This is a genomic window from Halalkalibacterium halodurans (genome assembly GCF_005671335.1).
In the GTDB taxonomy this organism is placed as follows: Bacteria; Bacillota; Bacilli; order Bacillales; family Bacillaceae_D; genus Halalkalibacterium; species Halalkalibacterium halodurans.
In genome coordinates this window covers 3,482,638-3,506,339 of the sequence record NZ_CP040441.1, presented here as the reverse complement: position 1 = coordinate 3,506,339, position 23,702 = coordinate 3,482,638, and the positions used below count along the sequence as shown (strand labels likewise).

Here is a 23,702-nt window from a genome sequence, read left to right as displayed (position 1 = left end):
GTAAAAAAATAGAGAGGCACTCATCCCAATGTTTGGGTGGGTGTCTCTCTTTCCTTTTTATGCTCTGCTAAACTTTGTTGTTGATTTTCGCTACAGGATGCTCGCTTGCCTCGGGCATTGCCTCAGCTTCCTCGGGAAAACCGCCCTGCGGGTCTTCGCCGAATGCTTTTCCCGAAGGCGTCTCGCTCCTTTCGCTACAATCAACTAATTTGTTGAAACCTAAAGGACACCTTCTGGTAAAATCAAGGATAACAGAAAACTCCCCTTGCACACCCTCCTCTTTTGTCTTCACTTCAGGGATTGCGCTATGTGGGGGTTTTGTTGCAACATGTTTTAGAGATTGTAAAAAGCATTACTGAATCGCGGTTAACCATTATTTTCATCTGTGATATTATAAAAATTGTTAAAATATTAAGAAGGTGGAACATCATCCCCACTACAGAGAAATAAATTTAGAGGAATGACTTGTAGGGCAGGAGTTTAAAAGAATAGGAAAATGAGTCATGGACTATTCATCCAAAATCAGAGAGCTGAACAGTGAAATCAATCGTTTGAACGGCGTTATCAGCGAAGCTGCGAGCAGTTGGGAAGAACTTGTTTATGCTCGAAACCGTCTATTAAACAAAAAATCAGATGTATCGTCTGATGCCAGGTGGGTCCACGAACCAGAGAACGATCATGACTTGTCACGAAGTACTAATGCATCTGAACATGACGATGCTCGTGATTCGATTGATGGGGTTTACGACGAAATGCCTAAACAAGTCCAAGAGATGATTGAGGCGATCGATGAAGAAAGAAGCCGTCTCAGTAGAGAAGTTAGTTCGGCTCGAACCTCTGTCGCATCAAGAAGAGATCGCATCACAACTCTAAAAGCAAAACAGCGATTACATGATCAAAGGGGGATGGTCTGATGGAAATTAAGGTTAACGTGGCAGAAGTCTCTGCCCTGCTTCAAGTGGTTGGTGAAGTTGCAGGAAGTTTTAACACTCAACCGACTAAAGAGACTGAAGACCTAGACATGATGGCTACGTTTGGTGATATAAAAAACGAGCTAGATGATTGTCTCACCACTTATATGCGTGCGGCAGCAGGCATGCAGGAACTATTGCAAAGCCAAATCCAAACGTATGACAAAGTGGACCAAGCCTTGGCCACTAAAATAGGCAGTAATTAAGGAGGGGAAGGAACTTGACGAAACATCTTGACGTAGCACAATGCCTGCAGATCATCGACGGCACGAACACAGCATTAAAATCTTATATGGACCACTTCGATCTTATGGAAGCGGCCATTTCTCGTGTGCTTGAATTAGAAGGCTCCCTCAAAGGGAAAGGTGGCGAAGCTCTATTGCGAAATTATCAAGAGCTGCAATTGCCTGCCATCCGTGCTGGACGTGCACTTATAAGCAGTATGATGGATAAGGGTGAGAAGCTACAGTCATTGATCTTGGCGTTTGAACCATCAGAAAATGGAATGGTTTCTGAGGATTTTTATGCAAATCAAATCCCTAGAGGTTACGATCGTTTTGAAAACTTCATGGAACAAAACAAATCAGAGATTGATTCCATCGCAGCATCTGTCAGCCATATCATTGATCTTGGGAAGTTAGACATCAGCCATGTCCAAGACCGAGTTGATGATGCCCGAAAACATGCAAAGGATGTAGTCGAAGGGCTGTATGAACTTGATCATGAAGGCATGACCTTGATGCGAGAGCTTCAAAGAGAAATGAACGAACTAAAAGCCATATTAAAGCAAGTAATCGAGTGGACTACTAACGGAGGCCCTCTTCTAAACGGTGTTAATATTCAGGATGTGAGATCATACTTTCAAGATATGACCCTACATACCAAAGCATCGGAAATTGATTTGGAGACTTTGGATGCTCATGCGCTTCGAGACATTCTTCAAGATGGAGCCCTTATCAAACCGATTGTACAAAAATTTGCTGCCGGCGAAGCTTTAACGTATACAGAAAGGGAACTTCTCTATTTCTTCTTACAGCACATTTTCCTCGGTGCTGAAAAGCGGAAAGAAATTGAAAGCATTGCCGAAAAGATCAGTGAAGATCGGATCGATGAATTAGTTTATCGCCTCAATCATACCGTACTTACATCTGAAACTACCCTTGATGACGAAATCGCCCTTATACAGGCTTATTTGTTTAGTGGGAATCATCAAACTGAGATGCAACTAAGTCTGGAAGAAGAGGTTCCACTAAAAAAGCTTCGGGCGTATTCAGCATTGCTCGATAATTATAAGATCGCTTTTGGGGAAAGTAAACGTCTACATGGCACGACGAACGTCTGGGCACGAGTCGAATGGATTTCTTATAAATACACTCCATATAATGGAGATTTCCAAACTTATACACTTCAAACAGCTATACAAATGACACCTATAGTGAATGAGTATAGCCCTCAAACACGAAAAGAGTTTTTGGCACAGGAGACTCATCAATTAGACGGATGGGCTGACGTTTCAAAGGTGACGTATTTTGCAGGACGAGATATCGCTTCACAGTTAAGAAAAATTGAGGAAGAGAAATTACAAGAGAAATACAATAATTATACTTTTGATTTTTTAAAAAAAGAAGTGATCAATGTTCAATCCCCTATCAAAAGTACTAGTGCGCTTGGAAAAGTTGTTGGGATAGCCGATTTAGGTCGGAAGTATCATAAAGGAAAAGAGGATTTAGAAAGAAGGTTATCAAAGTCTCAAATAGAGGGGGTTTCAGATAGGTTAATTGCAGAATTTCTAGTAGTTGAACGACCAAAACGGTACAATAACAATCGCTTTGAAGCAGAGGTGTTCCCTACCGTAGATACTTATAACCTTGTGAACCGATGGAAAAAAGTATACAGCATTAATCCAAATATTCCTTATCCTGAACAAGCAATTATTCAACAGGACTGGTATGAGATTAGTGAATACCTTAGTACCCATGGCGAAGAGATTAAAAATATCCATACTGATTTATACAACTATATAACTGGTGGATCAAAGAGAGACTTTCAAACAGTGGAAGATATCGCCAATGGACATGAGTAGAGTCGATACTAGATCGGAGTGAAAGCGATGAAAAGATCAAATAAAAAACGACTAATCGTCATCATACTGGTTATCGCAGGGGCTATCTTTGGGATTCATTTACATAACGAAAAGAAACATGCTGATCAAGAGGCGGAGATGGACTGGAGAAGGATTGACTTCATTGTAAGTGACTTTTGGCTTGATGTTAAGTATGCGAGCGCAGACCTGAATGATGCTGAATTTTTTCCAACCGAGGACACAGATCGGATGATGGAAAGGTGGAAAGCGGTGACCGAGCTGTATCCAGAAGCAAACTACCCAGAAGAAGCAGTAGAACGAGAAGATTGGTTCGAGGTAAGCCGAATTTTTAATGAAGTAGATTTTAGTGAAATACAACAGAAAATGATTGAAGACACCGGTGCTTTACCTGAGGGGCAGAGGGTATCTTACGGAAGCTTAGAGAATTATATTATGTCTAGAGGGTTCGAATTAGAGCCAGTTTTAATTGAGTTAGGGCTTGAAGAAGAGGATCATTAGTCATTGGGTGGTGGATCTATGTCGAAGAAGTGGAAAATCGTTTTCGTTCTAGTTGTTGTGTTGTTCGTCGGTGGTTATGTCATGGCGAATATAACACAGGACGAGGCACAGGAGATAGAAAAGGAAGTAAATCGAGTACATGGCGATTATGCGAGAGTAGAAATATACCATGTTGAAGATATAGGTTCTGGCCAAATTCTGATATTTTATCATTGGGGAAAAGGAGCACAAAGGTTTGGAGTGGCAGAATTAAAGAAAACCTTATTCAGTTGGAACTATAAAAGTGGGTTTTCAATAGACTTCAGAAATAAAAGACGTTACTCTGCATTAAATGAGCTTGGAGTAATGGTTGGCCGTGTGTACTCCGATGATTTTCATGAAATAAAGATTGAAACAGCAAGTGGTGATATTCATGCAGCCAGTATTATTGTAAATGAAAGTGGTAAGAAAACATATTGGTTCTATGTAGTGGAAGAAGAAAGTGAATTTGAAGAGATATTTAATGCGTCGGTTTATATGGTAACAGAAGATGGAGAAGTGATTGAAGAGATCGAGAAACCTGACAATGAGCCGTTGTATTGAAAAGCGAGATGAAAATTTGGAAGGTTCGTAGTTATAGTTAGATTTAAATAGCCTTAGCTCCTCGTTCGGTGGGCTAAGGCCTTTATGATTGTTCTAGCGTTTATCTTATATTCTGAATGCATTAGAAACGCTAGTGTTTGGAAATTAGAAAGCTCAGGCAGGTGGAGAACAATGAAAGGATCAACGAAAAAGAGGCTAATCGTCATCATCCTGGTCATCGCAGGGAGTATTCTTGGTATTTATTTGCATAACGAAAAGAAAAGTGCTGATCAAGAGTTGAATCTAGCATGGTACAGGATTGAGGAAACTGCAAAAATGTTCTGGCTTGATGTTAAACATACAGGTAAAAACCCGAATGATGTTGAATTTTTTCCAAGCCAGGATACAGAGCGGATGATGGAACGGTGGAAGGCGGTGACCGAGCTATACCCAGAGGCAGGCTATCCAGAAGAAGCAGTAGAACGAGATGATTGGTTCGAAGTAAGACAAATTTTCTGGGGGATAAATTTTCGTGAAATACAACAGAAAATGATCGAAGATATTGGTGTTTTACCAGAAGGACAGAGGATAGGCGAAAGTAGCCTAAGGGATTATATTATTCATAGAAGTCTCTATAGTTTAGGCCCAGTCTTAGTGGAGTTAGGGCTTGAAGAAGAGGATCATTAGTCATTGGATGGGGGTGGATCTATGTCAAATAAATGGAAGGTTATTTTAGGTTTGATCGTTTTGCTATCAGTCGGTGGTTATGTGATGACAAACATAACCACGGATGAAGCACAGAAAATAGAAGAGGAAGTGAATAGCGTACACACAGACTCTGTGACACTCATTCATATTGAAAAGATAGATCAAAACCATGTTCTCGTGTTTTATGAGTGGGGTGGTGCTTGGGAGAGGGGAGGAAAACTTGCAGTTGCTGAATTAAAGAAGAACTTGCTAGGTTGGACTTTTGAGAGCAGCCTTTCAATAGGTGGTAGAGAAGAGAGACGATCCTTAGTTTTTAATGAGTATGCTGTAATAGTTGGTCTGGCGCTCTATTCTATAGATTTTCATGAAATCAAAATTGAAACAGCAGATGGTGAGATACATACAGCCAGGATCATCGAAAATGAAGATAGCCGTGGACGCTATTGGTTCTATATAGCAAGTGAAGAAGAATCTGAAGAGATATTTAATGCGGCGGTTTATATGGTAACAGAAGATGGAGAAGTGATTGAGGAGATCGAGAAACCTGACAATGATCCGTTGTATTGAAAAGTGAGATGAAGATAGAGTGGGTCTGTAGTTACAGTTAGATTCAAATAGCCTTAGCTCCTCGTTCGGTGGGCTAAGGCCTTTATGATTGTTCTAGCGTTTATCTTATATTCTGAATGCATTAGAAACGCTAGTGTTTGGAAATTAGAAAGCTCAGGCAGGTGGAGAACGATGAAAAGATCAAATAAAAAGCGATTAATCGTCATCATCCTGGTCATCGCAGGTGTTATTCTTGGGATTCATTTGCATAACGAAAAGAAACATGCCGACCAAGAGGCGGAGATGGACTGGAGAAGGATTGACTTCATTGTAAGTGACTTTTGGCTCGATGTGAAGTATGCGAGCACAGACCCGAATGATGCTGAATTTTTTCCGACCGAGGATACATATCGGATGATGGAGCGGTGGAAGGCGGTCACAGAGCTATATCCAGAGGCAGGTTATCCTGACGAAGTGGTAGAGCGAGAAGATTGGTTAGAAGTAAGTCGAATTTTTTTGGGGACCGCTTTTCATGAAATACAAGAGGACATGATTGAAGATACCGGTGCTTTACCAGAGGGGGAGAGGATACCTGAAAGTAGCCTAGAGGATTATATTATTCATAGGAGTCTCTATAGTTTAGGACCTGTCTTGGTGGAGTTAGGGCTTGAAGAAGAGGATCATTAGTCATTGGGTGGTGGATCTATGTCGAAGAAGTGGAAGATTATTTTAGGTCTAGTTGCTGTGTTGTTCATCGGTGGTTATGTCATGACGAATATAACACAGGACGAGGCACAGGTGATAGAAAGAGAAGTAAACCGTGTACATGGAGAATTTGCGACTGTAATGATCCTTCATGTCGAAAAGGTAGATCGTGATCGAATTCTGGTTTTCTATGAATCAGATCTAGGAAAGAGAAGGTTTGCGGTTGCTGAATTAAAGAAAACCTTACTCAGTTGGAGGTATGAGAATGGATTTTCATTAAGTACAAGAGATAAAAAACGACGTTACTCCGTATCAAATGAACTTGCAGTCATGACTGGTCCAGCATTCCATTATGATGATTTTCACGAAATTAAAATTGAGACGGCAAATGGTGATGCCCATACAGCTACGATTATTGAAGGCGATGGAGGCATAAAATTATATTGGTTCTATGTAGTGGAAGAAGAGAGTAAATTTGAAGAAATAAACGATGCTGCTGTGTACACAGTAACAGAAGATGGAGAAGTGATTGAGGAGATCGAGAAACCTGACAATGATCCGTTGTATTGAAAAGTGAGATGAAGATTTGGTGTGTCTGTAGTTACAGTTAGATTCAAATAGCCTTAGCTCCTCGTATTGGTGGGCTAAGGCCTTTATAATAGCTCTGGCGTTTATCTTATAGAAACGCTAGTGTTTGGAAATTAGTAAACTCAGGCAGGTGGAGAACGATGAAAAGATCAATTAAAAAGCGACTAATCGTCATCATCCTAGTCATCGCAGGTGTTATTCTTGGGATTCATTTGCATAACGAAAAGAAAAATGCTGACCAAGAAGCAGACGAAGACTGGAGAAATGTTCACAAAGTCATGATAACTTTACCTTCGGATGCGGTGGAGATAAAGGTTAGAGAAGGTAAAAAGCCGTAATTTATGTATAGGGAGGTGTTCTGCTCTGTTGGATTTTATCGATATTGCAAAACTTTTCTTTGTATCGCTCATAATGACTTTCATAATACTTTATTTCTATAAAAAAGACCTCAAATTAAAGGTGTTCCTAATCAATTTCTCATTCATGTTTTTTGTACTGTTGCTTTTTGGATATGTAAAAAGTTTGTTATCTTAGAAAGGCGGCTTTCTTGAAGGAGCTGCTTTTTTGTTTGCTCAATTTACAGGTTGGAACTATGGGTATGGGTTTTAAACAAATATTGGAGATGAGAGTCGTAACTCTTTATGAAGGGACTGTTTAGCGAATGAGTGACCTAGTCAGAGATATTTTAGTCTGCCTCGGTATTGCCTTATGCTATGTGATTTTCGATAAAAACAAATTTTCAATTAAACTTTTTTCTATGCTTCTGTATTTCTGCTTGGATTAATGTTGGTGTGGCGTCTAATTAAATTTGTATTTGGTTTAGCGCTTTAAATTATAGGTAAATTTTCAAGCAAATGATAGACACTGGCATACAGTCCAGTGTCTTATTTTTCTCTGTAAAAATAAATATCTTTATTAATGACGGAGCATTTTGAATATTTTACTAGGATTGTAGGTGTTATGTTAGTATTCTTTTACAAAAACGATCAATGTTGAGGATTGATGGAAATGTTGTGTACCAATTATGATAAAAGTAGGAAAAACTATTGTCGAATAAAGGGAGGGGTACCGATGACTGAAAAATTAGCTAGTAGCGAAGTAGCCAATAGGCTAAATGAATGGTATGACGCCATCAAGAGACACGACATAAATGCATCTACCAAACTGAAGACCGAAGTCCGAAAAGCCCTCGATGATATGGAGGAAAACCAAAATGTATTGCTGTACTATAACCTTATTGACTCAAGGTACAGACAAGTAATCGAGCAATTTGATGAGTCAAAAAACATACTAGAAAGTGTCAAAGAACAAACCGAGCATACTGAAACGGATCAATTGCTTAAATACTACTATTACTTCTTTAGTGGTCTTTATGAGTACTACAGACGGAACTACATAAAGGCCATCCGCTTCTATCGTCAGGCAGAAACTTTCCTTGATAGTATTCCAGATGAAATTGAACATGCGGAATTTCACCTTCAGATTGCTAGCGCATACTATGGAATCGATCAGCACTTTTTCTCGTTAAGTCATGCTGATAAGTCTCTTGATATTTATAAAAGGCACGAGAACTACGTTAACCGCCAGGTCTCCTCAACCATGCTGATTGCCGCAAATAAATTTGAGCTCAATCAGCACGAATCGGCTATTTCTCTACATCAAGAAGCTATTGAGTTAGCGTCTAAAAATAATCACACCTTTTCAGAAGTGATAGGACATTTCAATTTAGGCGTCTGTCACGAGTATTTAGATAACCTCGATGTAGCAAGAGAGCACTTCGAGTCTGCCCTCGATATCGACTGCAATCAAGATGACAAAAAAGATACCTACTTAGCGATTAAGTATATGTTGGCAAGAGTTCTATTTAAAATGGACCTCCTAGAAGAGGGGAAAGAGTGGATGGAAGCTGCTAAGTCTCTTGCAGAAGAGACGAGCGAAGAGACTTACAAAACTAAGATATCAATCCTCAACTACATCTACCTAGAAGCGAACGACTCACTTCTCGACGAAGAGATTGAAACATTGAGGATAAGAAAGCTATGGCATGACGTCTCCGATTCCACAGCAAATGCAGCGAGACATTTCAAAAAGAAGGAGATGTATAAGTTGGCGACGAAGTACTTTAACGAGGCTTTGTTGGCAAAAGAAAATATTCCATCATTACATGAGGAGGCTGAGAGAACATGAAGAGTGTTATGCTATCACTCATTGCAGCAGGTTTAATCTTTGGTTTTGTTAATCCTCAAGAATTGAATCAGCACAGTTCAGGAGATGGATTCACAATTCAAGAGAAGCAGCGCACCGGAGCATAGTAACAGTGACCCCGTATATTTTTACGGGGTTGTCTTAATGTACGACAAAAGCCCTCACCGGGTTGTAGTGTACTTGTCGATTTCCCCGGGCCTTCGTACACTCCGGAACGGGCGACTCACACTCATTGCTTTAAAATCCCGTGTGCACCCGTACGGATCGGTCCGCTTGGTGTATCGTTTAAAAGAGACTTTCCGCTGATTTGGACACCAATACAAATCGTCCGTCTCATCATACCTCCAGATGTAGGGAGGAAAGCGTTTCTTTGCAAAAGACGTTTCATTCTTGACGGAACGTATGGGAGGGAATGAACGTCTAAAACGGTTCGTCTACCATCGTGGCGTAATTGGATTAATCCATCGACGTAGTCGAGTTGATTCATGGTATACGGCTGATATGTAGCAGTTTGGTTACGGAAAAAAATCGCCTTCTTTCGTTTGAATTTTGGTAGTGGTACCTTCCTGTTAAACGATCGGCCGACTTTTTTCATATGTTCTTTCGCGTTAATGGGAGTCGAACGAGCGACAAGGCGGCGACTCCTGCGGGAAAAGCAACAGCGGAAGGTCGCCGAGAGTGGGGTTCTCGAGGAAGCTGGAGCGTTGCCCGCGGAAAGCGTCCGCCAAGTCGCGATTTAGAACAAATCAGAAAAGCTGCCTCAAAAGATAGACTTTTGAGACAGCTTCGTTTTGCATTCTAGGAAAGTTAACTTCACTAAATGATTAAAAGGTAAGAGAAGCTCGAAAAGCAGCATGTCCGATGGTGTTTTTTACCTGACATCGGTTATCTTGACAACCAGAGTTTCATATTTTAGTATATTAGTGATTTAATAAACTAAAGTATTTGTTGTCGTGGAGAGGATGTTTTTTATGAATGCCGTCTTGCTTGCGGTCATTGTTATGTTAGTTTTAAGCTTACTTCGTGTTCACGTTGTCCTTGCCCTTTCGATTGGGGCTATCGTCGGTGGAGTAGTAGGCGGTCTCGGGTTTTTAGAGACGATCGAAGTGTTCAGTGAAGGGCTTGGAGGGAATGCGACTGTTGCATTGAGCTATGCGTTGCTCGGTGCCTTTGCGGTGGCGATTTCAAAGACGGGGTTGCCGGATGTCATGGTGAATGTCGTGCTTCGGCTAGTAGGGAAAGAAGGGGAAAATCGAAGAAAAACGTTATCAAAGGCATTATTATTTTTCGTTATTCTCATCATTTCTTGTTTTTCTCAAAATGTAATTCCCATTCACATTGCGTTTATCCCAATTTTAATTCCACCGATTTTAAAAATTTTAAATGAATTAGAAGTGGATCGTCGGTTAATCGCGACGATTTTAACGTTTGGCTTAACAGCGCCTTACATTTTCTTGCCATATGGGTTCGGGCAAATCTTCCACGGGATTATTCAGTCGAACATTGCCGATAATGGTCTTGAGGTGACGATGGCAGAGATTCCGACGGCGATGGCACTGCCAACGATAGGCTTAGTCGTAGGGTTGCTTTTTGCCGTATTTGTAACATACCGAAGACCAAGAAGCTATGAAAATCGTGAAATTAATGCAGAATTTAAGCAGGAAGAGACCAGCTATTCGAACTGGACCATCGCCTGTGCCGTAGTGGCCATTGTTGTCACATTGGTCGTACAATATTATTCTGAATCGATGATTATTGCTGGTTTGGCCGGGTTGATGATTTTATTTTTGTCAGGATCTTTTAATCGTAGGGAAGCGGATCAAGCGGTGACAGAAGGGATGAAGATGATGGCGTTCATCGGCTTTGTCATGCTCACAGCTGCAGGCTTTGCCGCCGTCATCCGTGAAACAGGTCATGTGGAGCTACTTGTTGAACAAGTGGCCGCTGTCATTGGGCAGCAACGAGGGCTGGCGGCTATGCTCATGCTCGTCGTTGGCTTGTTTATTACGATGGGGATCGGCTCGTCCTTTTCGACGATTCCGATTATCGCTACATTGTTCGTTCCGTTAGGGTTGGCTGTTGGTTTTAGTCCAATGGCGATTATCGTCCTAATTGGAACTGCTGGAGCGTTAGGGGATGCCGGAGCTCCCGCTTCAGACAGTACGCTTGGGCCGACGGCAGGATTGAACGCAGATGGTCAACATAATCACATTTGGGATACATGTGTGCCGACCTTTCTTCACTTTAATATTCCACTCTTACTTTTTGGTTGGATTGCGGCGATGATGCTGTAAATAAATGATCGAACGAGGAGCGAGTCCTCGTTCTTTTTTTGCTTGAAAAACATTACCTCCTAAGGTAAGGATCGAATACAGGATTTATTTCGTGAAAGCGAATGGACGACAAAATCGCAAAGTCTTTTACTTATCTGAGAAAACTTGTTCTAAAGGTACGATACAATTCGTCCGTAAACATACGTTTAACCATTTATCAACAAGAACTCTCTATCCTGGAATGCATAAACTGACCATTATCGTTAACGGTGAAGAAAAGGCAGAAGTCGATTTTATGTTACACCCCTCTAACCCAATCAGGACCATCTTTCAATGAAAAATAAAAGGTCGCTTCTCCATTAGAGAGCAGACCTTTTTCTTGCATAAAGGATTAACTTGCTTGCTGTAAATGATTCGGTCGGTGTTTCCGGACAGTGCCGTAAATACGGTGGGCAACTACCGCAGCAGCGATTGTGACGATGACATCCTTTATGAAAGGCGCGATCATCCAAGCCCAGGCCATTGAATAGGTGAAGCCTTCAGGGGCTTCTGCAATGGTGATATAAGCAAAATACATATAATTCGTCCCAACGACATAGTTAATAATAAGTCCGATAAAGCATGCAATAACGAATGTGAAGAAAGATTTACTTTCACTCTTTTCGATGATTTTCCCTGTCACATACGCAACGAGAATGAAGGAAATTAGGAACCCGAATGTTGGGCTAACAAATGTGCTCAAGCCTCCCTTGAATTGGGCAAAGACTGGAAAGCCAACGAGCCCGACAAGTAAATAGAGGGACATAGCAAACGCGCCAAGTCGACTTCCTAGAAGTGCGCCTGCGAGGATGGAAAACAGCGTTTGTAGGGTGATGGGTACGCCGCCAATGACAAGAAAAGATGTAACGTTAGCACCGATGCCCATCAAGGCTGCAAACATTGGTACTAACACAAGATCTATGGTGCGAAACGATTTTGTTGCCATGAATGTTTACCTCCGAAGTGAATTAGTTAACATAATCGTAAGTAAATGAGGTGACTTTGTCAACTGTCTACATAAATATGTTGACATAATAAGAGTCAAAAGGCATGAGTCTGTGAAAACTCTTTTTGTCTTCAATCGATAATTAAGTGAGTAAATTTCATAAATCTCAGACCTTTTGTTTCAAGGGTTCCTAGGCACAAAAAAGGAAGTACCTCCCCAAATCCAGTATAATGGTAGTCGACGAAAACATCCCAAAAAGACTGGAGGAGTACTTCCTATGACCATTATACGACAAATGAGTTTATTTAGCATGCAAGAATTATATGAGATGGAACCTACCCAACGTTATGACGCGATTTTTTCCGCTATTGATCTGTCTTCCATTGTCCACGAGGTGACGAAAAAATCTCACCTTGGGGCACCAGAAGCATTGAATTATCCAGCGATGGTTATTTCTATATTGATCCGTCTTGTCGAAGGAATTCCAACGATGAAGCACCTAATTAAGCGTTTGAACGAAGACCTAGCCTTTAAGAGAAATTGTGGTTTTCTTGTATCCGATTCAGTTCCATCTGAAGCATCCTATTCTCGACTTTTAACGAAGCTTGAGAACTCTAACATTTTAGCTGAAGTTCAGGAAAAAGTGATCCTCCAAGCGATCGCTGAAGGGTTTATTACCGATGACACGGTAGCGATTGATGCCACACATTTTGAAGCGCGTGATCAGGCTCCACCAAAGGAAGAAAAACCAAAAGAAGAACCTCAAAAACGTGGTCGTAAAACAAAGAAAGAACGTGAACAATGGCTCATCGAACAGGCAGAAAAAGAAGCGAATCTCCCGTTATTCGAAAAGAAAATCGAAGCACAATTAGAAGTCTCATTAGCCCAATTACGTCGGGAGATCCCGCAAGATCCTAAATGGGGTATAAAAAAGAACAGCGAAGGAAAGAACGTCTTCTGGTATGGCTACAAGGGCCATTTAGCCGTTGGAACCTCGAGCCAATATATTCTCCAATCGCTTTTTTCATCGGGAAACTTAAACGATGGCAAAGCCGCGATTCCTCTATTAAAAGGAATCCATGAACGACTACCTTTGAACTCTCTTCGTTATCAAACGATGGATGCTGGTTATGATTTTGAACCCATTTATGAACAGGTCTATCGTATGGGACAACAGTCCGTCATTGCCTACAATAAGCGTAATGAGAGAGAAAGAGTTGGTTTTGACGAGCATTTCGCGCCGACCTGTGTCAGGGAACATTCTTATCGGTACGATAGCTTTGACCCCAAGTACGAAACGTTAAAATATACACGACCGAAAGAGTGTCACGACTGTCCTTTAGCCAATGATGGACTCTGTCAAAAGGTATATAAAGTCAAAATCACGACCGACCTTCGCAAATACACAGCACCTGCGAGAGGTTCAAATGTTTGGAAATCCATCTTTAAACAACGCACCGCAGTTGAACGAGTTAATGCTTATTTAAAAGAGCTTTTTCAACTGAACAATGTTCGACATCGCTCAGGGAAACGAGCCAAAGTTCACTTTGATCTCGTCACCTTAGTTTACAATGCTTCTAAACTCGCTGTTGATCGTATTCGTACTAGCCATCAGCAACAACAAGCTGCTTAAATTTTTAAAAATGAAATTTTATAAATTCTGCCCGTCTCAAAATTTATAAATTAAGCAATTATGAAATTGATTCAAGTAGTAGAAAAGGGGATTTCAAGAAAAAAGATTGTCGATTGCATGATTAAACACTAAAATGGGAATGAACGTAAAACCAAGAAAGGATGATCAAATGTGGTTAGTAACCCAGCAGGATTTTGGATTCGCTTAGGAGCTGGTCTCCTAGATGGCATCATTATAGGTATTCCTCTCGCGATCATTACGCTTATTTTAGGTTTGGAAGAGCCGATGACTTCTATTTTTCAAGGCGGGGTCAACCTAGTCTATGGATTATTACTGCCTGTTTTATGGCTAGGCTACACGATTGGAAAAAAGATTTGTGGTGTACGAATTGTAAAAATGGACGGAGAAAATGTAGGGATCGGAACAATGTTGCTGCGAACGATTGTGGCAGGTTTTGTTTATCTTATTACTTTTGGTATTGCCGTCATTGTCAGCGCCTTTATGGTTGGATTGCGCGAAGACAAGAGAAGCTTGCATGATTTAATTGCTGGAACCTATGTTACGTATGACGCACCAGGGCAAACACCTGAGGCTGAATAGGTTAAAGAAGACAGAACTTATTTCATTGATCCTACTCGTAGACCAAGAAGGGGCTGTCTCAAAAGCCCTTAAAAAGAAAAGCCTGAAGTGACATTTATAAGTCGCTTCAGGCTTTTTGTCTCCGATGATCGGTTTATCTCTTCCTGAAACAGGCGGATGGTCTTCGCCTGTTTCAGGAAGTTGTGGGCGATTGCGATCAGCCCAAACTCAATGTTCACCTTGTCAAGGCCACGAAGGTGAAAACGACGGAACGACCGATTGCCCTTGATATGACCGAACACGCTTTCGACCTCTGTTTTCCGTTTTCGATAGGTCTTTGCGCCTTCTTCCGTATCAAGGGCTCGTTTCATTTTTGATTTTCCTTCTTCATATACCGGATTATAGTGAATCTGGCGATTGCCTTTCGCTTTTGTACAATCCGTCTTGAATGGACACCCGGTACAGTCTTCACATTCATATATTTTGAAGTCTCGTTCGTATCCGTAGGCATCCGTTCGTTTGCGGTAGTATCGAAAAGTCACTCTCCGGTTATTTGGGCATATATAGGTATCATCATGTTCCAAATACGTCCAGTTCTGTACCTTCCATGGGTCGTTCCGATAGACCCGGCTTTCTTCTTTTCTCATCGTATGATAAGGGATGAGGGCATCCCATTCGTTTTCAGCGATATATAAATAGTTGGGCTCACTTCCATAACCAGCGTCTGCGATTAGCTTCTTTGGAAAGGGGAGTTGGCGTTCTTCAAGCATACGAAGGTGTGGAATCAAACAACGAGTATCTGTTGGGCGTTGATGAATGGAATAACCGACAATGAATTGATTTTCGGTCCCTGCCTGTACATTATATCCGGGTTTCAGTTGACCGTTTTTCATATGATCTTCCTTCATACGCATAAATGTGGCATCTCGATCGGTTTTGGAGAAACTATTTCGATCACCGAATGTCGCTAATTGATCTTCGTATCTTTCTAAGCGTGGCAGATAGTCTGTGTTTAACTTCTTATGTAATTGGCGCCAGTGACGAGCTTCCGCTTTTTTCTCTTTTTTCAGAACCGGATCTTGTTCGTCATGAAGGGCTTGTTCCGCTTGATTCGCCTGTTTTTCCACTTGAGTGACAGCTTCACGTAACTGTTCAGAAGTCACACGCTTGTTTTCCCCTTGATCATTCTCTACCTGCTGGTTATCGGAATCAATCGTCTCTTCAATGTGGGCGAATAATTCTTCGAGCTTGTCCTGTAGCCGCTCCTTATACTTCTGGACGGACTTTTTCCAAACAAACGTATATCGATTGGCATTCGCCTCGATTTTGGTTCCATCGAGAAAGTAGTTGTCCATGGTGATGTAGTTTTGGTCGAGCAGTAACTGAATGAGGGACGTAAACAATGGCTCAATGATGTCTTTCATTCGTTCCGAGCGAAAACGATTAATGGTGCGGAAATCTGGTGTTTGACGAGCGGCCAACCACATCATCGGAAGATGTTCACGCAGGGACTTGGCAATGTCGCGACACGAATATAATTTTTGCGTGTAGGCATACAAAATGATTTTCGTCATCATCTTTGGGTGGTAGGCACTCCGGCCGCCACCTTTATATGGGGCGTAGAAGAGATCTTCATCCACCATTTCCACCATGTCATTCACCACACGCGCCACATGGTCTTCGGGGATGAGATCGCTAAAATCCATTGGAAGGACTAATTGGTCCATGTTATAATGAATGAAAGTAGCTATAGAGTTACTCAAAAGAATCGCCTCCGTTTTCTTATTTTGTTTGTGTGGGTACTTACATTATAACGAACGGGGCGATTTTTTTGTATTCAAAAGGGCTGCCCATAAGTCAATCATTTTGACTTATGGGACAGCCCCTTCTGTTACTTCACTGCATCTTTCAGCTGCTTTCCCGCTTTGAACGCTGGTGTTTTTGTTGCGGCAATGTCAATTTCCTCTCCAGTCTGTGGATTTCTACCTTTTCGTGCGGCACGTTCACGCACTTCAAAGTTTCCGAACCCGATCAGTTGTACAGAGTCACCTTGGGCAAGGGATTCAGCAATGACATCAAATACAGTGTTAACAACTTCACCAGCATCTTTTTTTGACATCTGTGTACGTTCTGCCACTTGATGGATAAGTTCTGTTTTATTCATGTTTACTCCTCCTAATCTCGCATGTTTTACGAGTGCTGGTACCATCATTGCCAGTTTTATTAAGTTTATACACAGAAAGCGGAGAATTTTTGCAATTTTAGACGTTTATCCACTAGAAAGGATCAAACTATAAGAAAACGATTGTTTCGATTATTAAAACTTCAAGTTTTCTATCTTTACTGTTGCTGCTTCAATCGATAGGTGGCAGCGTTGACCTCACCACCAATGATGAGCATAAGGCTGCTGAGAAAAAACCAAAGCATGAGCACGATCACCCCTCCTAGACTTCCATACGTGGCAGAGAAATTCCCGAAATTGCTTACATAAGCAGAGAAGCCGTATGAAATAAGCTGCCAGCCAATTGTTGCGACAACCGCACCTGTTACGACATCTTTTAATTTTAAAGACGTGTTCGGTGCGAGGAGATAGATAACAATGAGGATAATGGTCATTAAACAAATACCAACGATCCAGCGCAAGGCATTTAGCACCGAAGCGGTCCCTTCAGGAACAATAAATAACCAATCTAGCAATTGGATGATTAAATGTCCGAAAACAGGGAGTAACAGCGTTGTAACAAAAACGAGCATCATGCCGATTGTTAACATGATGGAAAGAAACCGCAAATTATAAAGACTTCGCGTTTCTTCGACCGCATAGCAACGATTTACGGCTCGAATGAGGGCATTCATGCCGTTAGAAGCCGTCCATATGGCGGCAAGAGCACCGAATGATACTAGGCCACCTTGAGGTCTGCTTACAACATCTAAAATCACTGAGGTAAAGACGTCTGCCAAATCCTCAGGCAAATAATCGACAATGATTTGGTAGAGGTACTGTTGATCAATTGAAAAATATGGAATGAGCGCTAGGATAAAAATGATGAGTGGAAAGATGGATAGCATAAAATAGTACGCAAGGGTTGCTGACCAGTCCGGGATTGGATCGGTTTTCAATTGTTTAAAGAATTGATAGAAAAATGTGTTTTTGCCCATGTGTGCTTCTCCCTTCCTTTCCACAAGTTTTTGGTCCAACAAGCCGTTAAACTTGTGTATAATGGTAGTTGATTGCCAAGGGTGTAGATGCTTTTGTCCACAGGCACGCTTCCTATAGGACGGTAGGCTAGCATATGGAAAGGGACGATTGATCAATGAACGTATATACTGCATCGGAAGGAAAGATGATTTGGCTAGCTCTCGCTTTGCTGACACTTTTAAATAGTATCATTCTGGAAGGAAGGTGGACGTTCCTCCTGTATCTTCCGTTTTTGCTGTTTGTATTGCTCTCTTTTATCCGTTATCGGTTTCAGATCAAAGGGGATGTGATTTCATTTACGATTTCCCTCTCTTCTGCTCAGTTGTTATCTCGTGAGATAAGAGCCGAACAAATAAAAGAAGCGTATTTCATCAAAACAACTCGTAGTCATGTGGTCGTGTTTTTCTTAAAAAAAGGGTTTCGTTTGAAGTTCAGTCGCTTTCAACCCGAATCGTTTCATGAAGATCTGTATGCATTCGCCGAGAGGCAGGAGATCTTGATTAAACATCTTAACCATTATGAGCCATCTTCAATCAAAAAAGAAGATGAATCTTAACAGAGTACGATTGTTCCTTTATACTGAAAGGACAAAAGGAAAGAGGAGGAGGAAGTAGTATGCCAACAGTTGAAAGCTTTGAGCTTGACCATACGATTGTAAAAGCGCCATTCGTCCGTCCGTGTGGTACACACAAAGTCGGGACTAACGGAGAGGTGAACAAGTTTGACATTCGTTTTTTTCAACCAAATAAACAGGCGATGAAGCCTGATGTGATTCATACACTAGAGCATTTACTTGCCTTGAATATTCGCAAATTTGCTGAAGCATATGATCACTTTGATGTCATTGATCTTTCCCCGATGGGATGCCAAACAGGCTTTTATTTAATTATGAGCGGTAAGCCAACGGTGGAGGAAATCATCGATGTTCTCGAACAAACGATGAAGTATTCTCTTGAGCTAGAGGAAGTACCGGCTGCTAACGAGAAGCAGTGTGGGCAAGCAAAGCTCCACGATTTAGACGGCGCAAAAAAACTCATGACCTACTGGTTGTCTCATGAGAAAGATTCGTTAACAAAAGTATTTGAATCGTAAAAAAAGCGAGTGATCCAGCTCGCTTTTTACATTTTCGATGGAAATACAAGACTGAGGTGAAACGATGGCTATGGACGAAACAGACGGTTCAAGAATGCGGACAGCCCCTTCTCATCTTTTTCCAAATCGTCTTTCTCCGTGTGTTCCTCGATAAAAATATCCTCTTTGTCGATCGCATGATCATGGGCAAGAACGAGACCAATATCTGTCTCTTTCTCTTGATTTGAGACCACAAGATAGTCAATGGAGAGTTGGTCTGCTATTTGAATGTAATCCCGTAAATATTTAAAATCGAGGGAGCCGTTTAAATAGAGCTTGGCCTCCCGATTACGACTCATAAGCTCCTCCACTTCTTTGTACGTTCCTTGTTCTCTTACTTGTGATTGGGTAAGGGCGACAATGATCCGTTCTCGAAACGTTCCAAGGAATGTTCGCTTTTCTTCTGGATTAATTTCCTTCTGACCGTAAATTCCTTTTTTGAGGTAATCATCAACAGTAGGTTTTTCCAACGTAATCGACCCTTTCTCTCATGTTATTTGCGCAGCTAGACTAGTCGATGCTTTAAGAACCGATTCCATTAAATGAAGAGGCTCGTCGTTTAGTATTACCATGAATTGTATCAATCTTTTACTGGGAAAAGCAATGAACAGAACAGGTCATTTTCGTGAATAAAAAAGTAACATTTTTCACGGAAAGGGACAGTGGATTGTGGTATGATATACGAAACGAATTTGATGGTTTTGTTGACGAAAGGGGAAGACACATCGTGGAGAGAAAAGAGCTTGATGTGCTGCACATTCTTGAGGAAAACGGCCGTGTGCCAATACCGACTTTAGCAAAAATGATTGATGCCACTGAAGAAGAAGTGACAGCGATCATTAAAAAGCTTGAAAATGACCATGTGATTTTATCCTACTCAGCGGTGATTGACTGGAGCAAAGTGAAGGAAGTCGAGACGGTAACTGCCATGATTGATGTTAAAGTTACGCCACAGCGCGGGGTTGGCTTTGATGAGGTAGCTGAACGTATTTACCGCTTCCCAGAAGTAAAAGCGCTTTATTTAATGTCGGGGGCTTATGACCTCTCCGTCGTCATTGAAGGGAAGACCATGTCGGAGGTCGCTCGGTTTGTCTCAGAAAAACTATCAACGATTGATACGGTTCTTTCAACAACGACCCACTTTCAACTAAAAAAATATAAGCATGATGGGGTTGTTTTTAAAAAGGACGAAGACGATAAACGAATTGTGGTGACGCCATAATGACTTCTTCTACATCTCAACGGACACGGTTATCGACGAGAGTACAATCGATTCAACCTTCGGGTATTCGCCGTTTTTTTGATCTCGCTTCAAAAATGGAAAATATTATTTCTCTTGGTGTTGGTGAACCTGATTTTGTCACGCCGTGGAATGTCAGGGAAGCGAGCATCTCTTCGATGGAGCGTGGTTTTACTGCGTATTCAGCAAATGCTGGAATCATTGAGCTTCGGGAAGCGATCTCCCGTTATTTGTACGAGCGGTTTCACATAGGTTACGATCCTGAATCGGAAATTCTTGTGACGGTTGGTGCGAGTGAAGCGATTGACATCGGGATGCGCGCGATCATCGACGAAGGGGATGAAGTGATCGTTGTCGAACCAAGCTTTGTTTCGTATGCGCCACTTGTTACGATGGCAGGAGGCGTCCCGGTTCCGGTTGGTACGCATATCGATACCGATTTCCAAGTAACACCGGCGCAAATAGAGGCTGCGATTACCCCAAGAACAAAAGCGATTATTCTTTGTTTTCCAAATAATCCGACGGGGTCGATTATGGGGAAAGAAGAGTTAGAGGCAGTGGCTAAGGTGATTTCTGGAAACGACCTCATTGTGTTTTCGGATGAAATCTATGCAGAACTTACGTATGATGGGACCCATGTTTCATTAGCTTCGATGGACGGAATGCGAGAACGAACCGTTCTTATCTCTGGTTTTTCGAAGGCTTTTGCGATGACGGGTTGGCGGCTTGGGTATGTCTGTGCACCAGATGATATTTTGAGCGCGATGCTAAAAATCCATCAATACAGCCTTATGTGTGCACCGACAATGGCGCAGCACGGTGCGTTGGAAGCATTAGAAACAGGAATGGACGATGTGCATCGCATGGTTCAATCCTACAGACAACGACGCAATTTTGTCGTCAAAACATTCACCGAAATTGGCTTAACTTGTCCAATGCCTGGCGGAGCTTTCTATGCGTTTCCGTCTGTTAAAGAAACCGGACTTACCTCTGAGGAATTTGCGGAACGACTTCTCATGGAGGAGCATGTGGCGGTTGTTCCGGGGAATGTGTTCGGAGAAGGTGGCGAAGGGCACATCCGTTGTTCATATGCCACATCTATGGAACATTTAGAAACGGCACTCGAACGAATTGGCCGTTTTGTGCAAAAATGCAAACAATAGAGGCTGGGAAAAACTAGCCCAACGTAATAAAAAGGTTCGGACCATCAAAATAAAAGGATCCGAACCTTTTTTCTGGTGATTCATGGGGGCGTCTGTTGTTTGATTTTCGTAAGTTCACAGTCATGAAGGCAAATCCTCATTCATTTCTGGTATTCTCGTTACCCCTTACGGCAGTCGAGTAAAACGTAAATGAGCCTTCAGGTAGTATACGTCCCCCTTTCATACGCATAACTAGACGGACGTTTCCAAGCAAATTGTCAAAATCACGAGACGCCTGCGGGGAAAGCAAGGGCTGAAAAGCCATCGGGGCGATTTTCCCCGACTAGCTGAAGCCTTGCCCGCAGCAAGTTTTTGAAACAATCAACTCCGTACTGTGCTTTGTCCCAAGCGCTTTTTTATGAAAACGTTTGGTGACTAAAATAAAAAAATCAACGCAGCTAATGCTACGTTGATTAAAAAAGGGGGAATACATCTACCAATAGAATGCCCAAGTTGTTCTAAAGCTATACATAACTTTCTGAAAAAAGTGACGTTTGTCATTCGAAGAAAAAACGAGTAAAATTTTCAACAAATGAAGGGTGAGGAAAGGATCGGTGATTGAATGAGCATTGAGATGCTACGCAAAAGTAATCCTCTCATTCATTGTATGACGAATGTGGTCGTAACAAATTTTACAGCGAACGGACTACTTGCCGTTGGCGCGTCTCCAGTCATGGCTTATGCGAAAGAAGAAGTAGCGGACATGGCGAAGGTAGCAAATGCACTCCTTCTGAACATAGGCACACTATCGGCAGAAAGCATTGACAATATGATTATCGCAGGAAAAGCAGCTAATAAAGCTGGTACTCCTGTCGTGTTAGATCCTGTAGGGGCAGGGGCAACAGCGTTTCGTACCGAGAGTTGTAAGCGAATCTTGAAGGAAGTAGACGTTACGATCGTACGGGGAAACGGGGGCGAAATTGCAGCTCTATCCGATCAAGCAGGAACGGTCAAAGGGGTCGACGGTTCCATTGATTCAGACCCAGTTGAATTGGCAAAGCATGCGGCAAACGTACTGAATAGCGCAGTTGTTGTAACCGGCGAAGTGGATGTTGTTACCGATGGTACGGGAACGGTTCGTGGCTACAATGGCCATCCATGGCTAACGAAAGTCGTCGGTACAGGCTGCTTATCTGGGGCAATCGTCGCGGCGTTTGCTAGCCTAAAAACGGATGACCTTTTGGAAGTGATCGGTTATGGGCTCGTCGCTTATGGGGTCGCAGCCGAAAAAGCTTATGAAGAGACGAAAGCCAAAGGATACGGATCGTTCCAAACGGCTTTTCTCAATCAGCTAGGTCGTTTGACCGATGAAGATGTAAAACAGCATGGACGCTTTGAACGATCATAAAAGATAGGAGAAACGACGAAATGAATCAGTTTCAGCAGTGGCCAATTGGAGAACCATTTCTAGAGGCTCTTACAAACCAAGGGATTACAGAACCTACGGAAATTCAGCAACAAGTAATTCCGGAAGCATTGGATGGGCAAAATCTAATCGTCCATTCACAAACAGGGACAGGGAAAACGTTAGCGTATTTGCTTCCGTTGCTAACGAAAACGGAAGAACTACCAGAGCAGACGCAAGCACTTATATTGGCACCGACACAGGAGCTCGCCATGCAAATCGTCGAGGTGGCAAAACAACTAACCGCTACCACTTCAATCACGGTGCTCCCGCTCATCGGTGGAGCAAATATAAAACGTCAGGTCGAGAAATTAAAAAAGAAAAAACCTCATGTGGCGGTTGGGACACCCGGACGTATTCTCGAATTAATGGAGATGAAAAAGCTAAAAGTGACCCATGTCAAAATGATCGTAGTCGATGAGGCAGACCGAATGATGGAAGAAACGAGCGCATGGAACGCCTTTGAGAATGTGGCAAAACGGATCGGGAATGAAGCGCAATATCTGTTTGTTTCTGCTACCTTTGCTTCTCGGTTTACCGAGCTTGTTGCTCCGTATGTCCCTTTTATAGAAACGGTGTCAGCCCAAGGAAACACTGTTCAGCAGGCAGTAAACCATTGGTTCATTCGCTGTGAAAAACGAGAGCGTATGGATGTGGTACGAAAGCTGATTCACCATGAGAACATTCAGCGCGGCATTGTGTTTGTGAACCGTTTAGAACATGTAGCTGAAACAACAGCCAAGTTACAATTCAAAGGAATTAAAGCAGTCGCCTTGTCATCTGACCAAACAAAACAGGAAAGAGAGCGAGCATTGCACCAATTGAAAACAAGTGAAGCGCAAGTGCTCATTGCTTCCGATGTAGCAGCTCGCGGTCTTGATGTGGATGATGTCAGCCATGTGATCCAACTGGAGCCACCTACGACGAGTGAAGCGTACGTTCATCGCGCAGGACGAACTGGACGAATGGGTAAAGAAGGGACCGTGATCACATTAACGAGTGAACGGGAAATGTATAAGCTGGAAAAAATCGAAAAAGGCCTAAATCTTTCCTTTGAAGAGCGGGTACTGTCCCATGGTAAACTCCATGCTAAGAATAATGGTTTAAAAGGGCATAACAAAAGGAAAAAATGACAACATCACCATCTCCTTCTAGTCGAAATGTGCTTT

General features: G+C 42.1%; 28 protein-coding genes and 1 pseudogene. 22 read left to right on the top strand and 7 right to left on the bottom strand.

Annotation, left to right across the window (positions count from 1 at the left end; all coding sequences use genetic code 11):
* Positions 1-67: 67 nt before the first annotated feature.
* The gene (locus FED51_RS17120; protein WP_053430411.1) at positions 68-271 is read right to left on the bottom strand and encodes a hypothetical protein; all 204 of its coding nucleotides are present in this window, start codon (positions 269-271) and stop codon (positions 68-70) included.
* A 232-nt stretch (positions 272-503) separates the two neighbouring features.
* On the opposite strand from FED51_RS17120, the gene FED51_RS17115 reads away from it, so the two are divergent.
* From FED51_RS17115 to FED51_RS21625, 12 genes are all read left to right on the top strand, one after another.
* Complete coding sequence (locus FED51_RS17115; protein WP_053430412.1) at positions 504-914, top strand: YwqH-like family protein; 411 nt, start codon at positions 504-506, stop codon at positions 912-914.
* The gene (locus FED51_RS17110; RefSeq protein ID WP_053430413.1) at positions 914-1,177 is read left to right on the top strand and encodes a DUF5344 family protein; all 264 of its coding nucleotides are present in this window, start codon (positions 914-916) and stop codon (positions 1,175-1,177) included. The genes FED51_RS17115 and FED51_RS17110 overlap by 1 nt, the downstream gene beginning before the upstream one ends.
* Positions 1,178-1,191: 14 nt before the next feature.
* Positions 1,192-3,054, top strand: a complete 1,863-nt coding sequence (locus FED51_RS17105) for a ribonuclease YeeF family protein (protein WP_138090742.1) — start codon at positions 1,192-1,194, stop codon at positions 3,052-3,054.
* A gap of 27 nt (positions 3,055-3,081) precedes the next feature.
* Positions 3,082-3,573: a hypothetical protein gene (locus FED51_RS17100; protein WP_053430415.1), complete on the top strand. Its 492-nt coding sequence runs from the start codon at positions 3,082-3,084 to the stop codon at positions 3,571-3,573.
* Between the two features lie 18 nt (positions 3,574-3,591).
* On the top strand, positions 3,592-4,155 hold the full coding sequence (locus tag FED51_RS17095; protein WP_138090739.1) for a hypothetical protein: 564 nt from the start codon (positions 3,592-3,594) through the stop codon (positions 4,153-4,155).
* A gap of 171 nt (positions 4,156-4,326) precedes the next feature.
* Positions 4,327-4,821, top strand: a complete 495-nt coding sequence (locus FED51_RS17090) for a hypothetical protein (protein WP_053430417.1) — start codon at positions 4,327-4,329, stop codon at positions 4,819-4,821.
* A 21-nt stretch (positions 4,822-4,842) separates the two neighbouring features.
* The gene (locus FED51_RS17085) at positions 4,843-5,409 is read left to right on the top strand and encodes a hypothetical protein (protein ID WP_053430418.1); all 567 of its coding nucleotides are present in this window, start codon (positions 4,843-4,845) and stop codon (positions 5,407-5,409) included.
* A gap of 171 nt (positions 5,410-5,580) precedes the next feature.
* The gene (locus tag FED51_RS17080; RefSeq protein WP_138090736.1) at positions 5,581-6,075 is read left to right on the top strand and encodes a hypothetical protein; all 495 of its coding nucleotides are present in this window, start codon (positions 5,581-5,583) and stop codon (positions 6,073-6,075) included.
* Positions 6,076-6,093: 18 nt separating this feature from the next.
* The gene (locus FED51_RS17075) at positions 6,094-6,663 is read left to right on the top strand and encodes a hypothetical protein (RefSeq protein WP_053430420.1); all 570 of its coding nucleotides are present in this window, start codon (positions 6,094-6,096) and stop codon (positions 6,661-6,663) included.
* 158 nt (positions 6,664-6,821) lie between these two features.
* Complete coding sequence (locus FED51_RS17070) at positions 6,822-7,019, top strand: hypothetical protein (protein ID WP_053430421.1); 198 nt, start codon at positions 6,822-6,824, stop codon at positions 7,017-7,019.
* 733 nt (positions 7,020-7,752) lie between these two features.
* Complete coding sequence (locus FED51_RS17065; protein ID WP_053430422.1) at positions 7,753-8,868, top strand: Rap family tetratricopeptide repeat protein; 1,116 nt, start codon at positions 7,753-7,755, stop codon at positions 8,866-8,868.
* A complete protein-coding gene (locus FED51_RS21625) occupies positions 8,865-8,993 on the top strand; it encodes a hypothetical protein (protein WP_276403782.1) in 129 nt (42 codons plus the stop codon). Before FED51_RS17065 ends, FED51_RS21625 begins: the two co-directional genes overlap by 4 nt.
* A gap of 55 nt (positions 8,994-9,048) precedes the next feature.
* On the opposite strand, the pseudogene FED51_RS17060 reads toward FED51_RS21625, so the two are convergent.
* A pseudogene (locus tag FED51_RS17060) lies at positions 9,049-9,342 on the bottom strand (IS5/IS1182 family transposase); the annotation flags it as partial.
* A 155-nt stretch (positions 9,343-9,497) separates the two neighbouring features.
* On the opposite strand from FED51_RS17060, the gene FED51_RS21620 reads away from it, so the two are divergent.
* Both FED51_RS21620 and FED51_RS17055 read left to right on the top strand, forming a co-directional pair.
* A complete protein-coding gene (locus tag FED51_RS21620; protein WP_276403781.1) occupies positions 9,498-9,626 on the top strand; it encodes a hypothetical protein in 129 nt (42 codons plus the stop codon).
* 231 nt (positions 9,627-9,857) lie between these two features.
* Complete coding sequence (locus tag FED51_RS17055; RefSeq protein ID WP_053430423.1) at positions 9,858-11,180, top strand: Na+/H+ antiporter family protein; 1,323 nt, start codon at positions 9,858-9,860, stop codon at positions 11,178-11,180.
* 370 nt (positions 11,181-11,550) lie between these two features.
* Here the strand turns inward: FED51_RS17055 and FED51_RS17050 are convergent, their stop codons facing one another.
* Positions 11,551-12,144 (bottom strand): biotin transporter BioY, encoded by a 594-nt coding sequence (locus FED51_RS17050; RefSeq protein ID WP_010899499.1) that lies wholly within the window; start codon positions 12,142-12,144, stop codon positions 11,551-11,553.
* Between the two features lie 277 nt (positions 12,145-12,421).
* On the opposite strand from FED51_RS17050, the gene FED51_RS17045 reads away from it, so the two are divergent.
* Positions 12,422-13,777 (top strand): IS1182-like element IS656 family transposase, encoded by a 1,356-nt coding sequence (locus tag FED51_RS17045; RefSeq protein ID WP_010896456.1) that lies wholly within the window; start codon positions 12,422-12,424, stop codon positions 13,775-13,777.
* 171 nt (positions 13,778-13,948) lie between these two features.
* Entirely contained in the window at positions 13,949-14,377 is a 429-nt protein-coding gene (locus FED51_RS17040; RefSeq protein ID WP_010899498.1) for an RDD family protein, read from the top strand.
* Between the two features lie 68 nt (positions 14,378-14,445).
* Here the strand turns inward: FED51_RS17040 and FED51_RS17035 are convergent, their stop codons facing one another.
* From FED51_RS17035 to FED51_RS17025, 3 genes are all read right to left on the bottom strand, one after another.
* Positions 14,446-16,083 (bottom strand): IS1182 family transposase, encoded by a 1,638-nt coding sequence (locus FED51_RS17035; RefSeq protein ID WP_138091084.1) that lies wholly within the window; start codon positions 16,081-16,083, stop codon positions 14,446-14,448.
* A gap of 164 nt (positions 16,084-16,247) precedes the next feature.
* A complete protein-coding gene (locus FED51_RS17030) occupies positions 16,248-16,520 on the bottom strand; it encodes an HU family DNA-binding protein (protein WP_010899497.1) in 273 nt (90 codons plus the stop codon).
* A gap of 176 nt (positions 16,521-16,696) precedes the next feature.
* On the bottom strand, positions 16,697-17,515 hold the full coding sequence (locus FED51_RS17025; RefSeq protein WP_010899496.1) for a YihY/virulence factor BrkB family protein: 819 nt from the start codon (positions 17,513-17,515) through the stop codon (positions 16,697-16,699).
* A gap of 155 nt (positions 17,516-17,670) precedes the next feature.
* Between FED51_RS17025 and FED51_RS17020 the strand changes: the two genes are divergently transcribed.
* On the top strand, positions 17,671-18,111 hold the full coding sequence (locus FED51_RS17020) for a hypothetical protein (protein WP_010899495.1): 441 nt from the start codon (positions 17,671-17,673) through the stop codon (positions 18,109-18,111).
* Between the two features lie 59 nt (positions 18,112-18,170).
* Positions 18,171-18,647 carry an S-ribosylhomocysteine lyase gene (locus tag FED51_RS17015; RefSeq protein WP_010899494.1) on the top strand — a complete coding sequence of 159 codons (477 nt, stop codon included), beginning with the start codon at positions 18,171-18,173 and terminating at the stop codon, positions 18,645-18,647.
* Between the two features lie 68 nt (positions 18,648-18,715).
* Here the strand turns inward: FED51_RS17015 and FED51_RS17010 are convergent, their stop codons facing one another.
* On the bottom strand, positions 18,716-19,156 hold the full coding sequence (locus FED51_RS17010) for a YueI family protein (RefSeq protein WP_053430424.1): 441 nt from the start codon (positions 19,154-19,156) through the stop codon (positions 18,716-18,718).
* A 257-nt stretch (positions 19,157-19,413) separates the two neighbouring features.
* Here FED51_RS17010 and FED51_RS17005 point away from each other — a divergent pair, with 257 nt between their 5' ends.
* From FED51_RS17005 to FED51_RS16990, 4 genes are all read left to right on the top strand, one after another.
* On the top strand, positions 19,414-19,908 hold the full coding sequence (locus tag FED51_RS17005; RefSeq protein ID WP_010899492.1) for an Lrp/AsnC family transcriptional regulator: 495 nt from the start codon (positions 19,414-19,416) through the stop codon (positions 19,906-19,908).
* Positions 19,908-21,089, top strand: a complete 1,182-nt coding sequence (locus FED51_RS17000) for an aminotransferase (protein WP_010899491.1) — start codon at positions 19,908-19,910, stop codon at positions 21,087-21,089. The genes FED51_RS17005 and FED51_RS17000 overlap by 1 nt, the downstream gene beginning before the upstream one ends.
* Positions 21,090-21,690: 601 nt before the next feature.
* Positions 21,691-22,476: a hydroxyethylthiazole kinase gene (gene thiM, locus FED51_RS16995; protein ID WP_053430425.1), complete on the top strand. Its 786-nt coding sequence runs from the start codon at positions 21,691-21,693 to the stop codon at positions 22,474-22,476.
* A gap of 20 nt (positions 22,477-22,496) precedes the next feature.
* The gene (locus FED51_RS16990) at positions 22,497-23,666 is read left to right on the top strand and encodes a DEAD/DEAH box helicase (RefSeq protein WP_134230297.1); all 1,170 of its coding nucleotides are present in this window, start codon (positions 22,497-22,499) and stop codon (positions 23,664-23,666) included.
* The last annotated feature ends 36 nt before the right edge of the window (positions 23,667-23,702 follow it).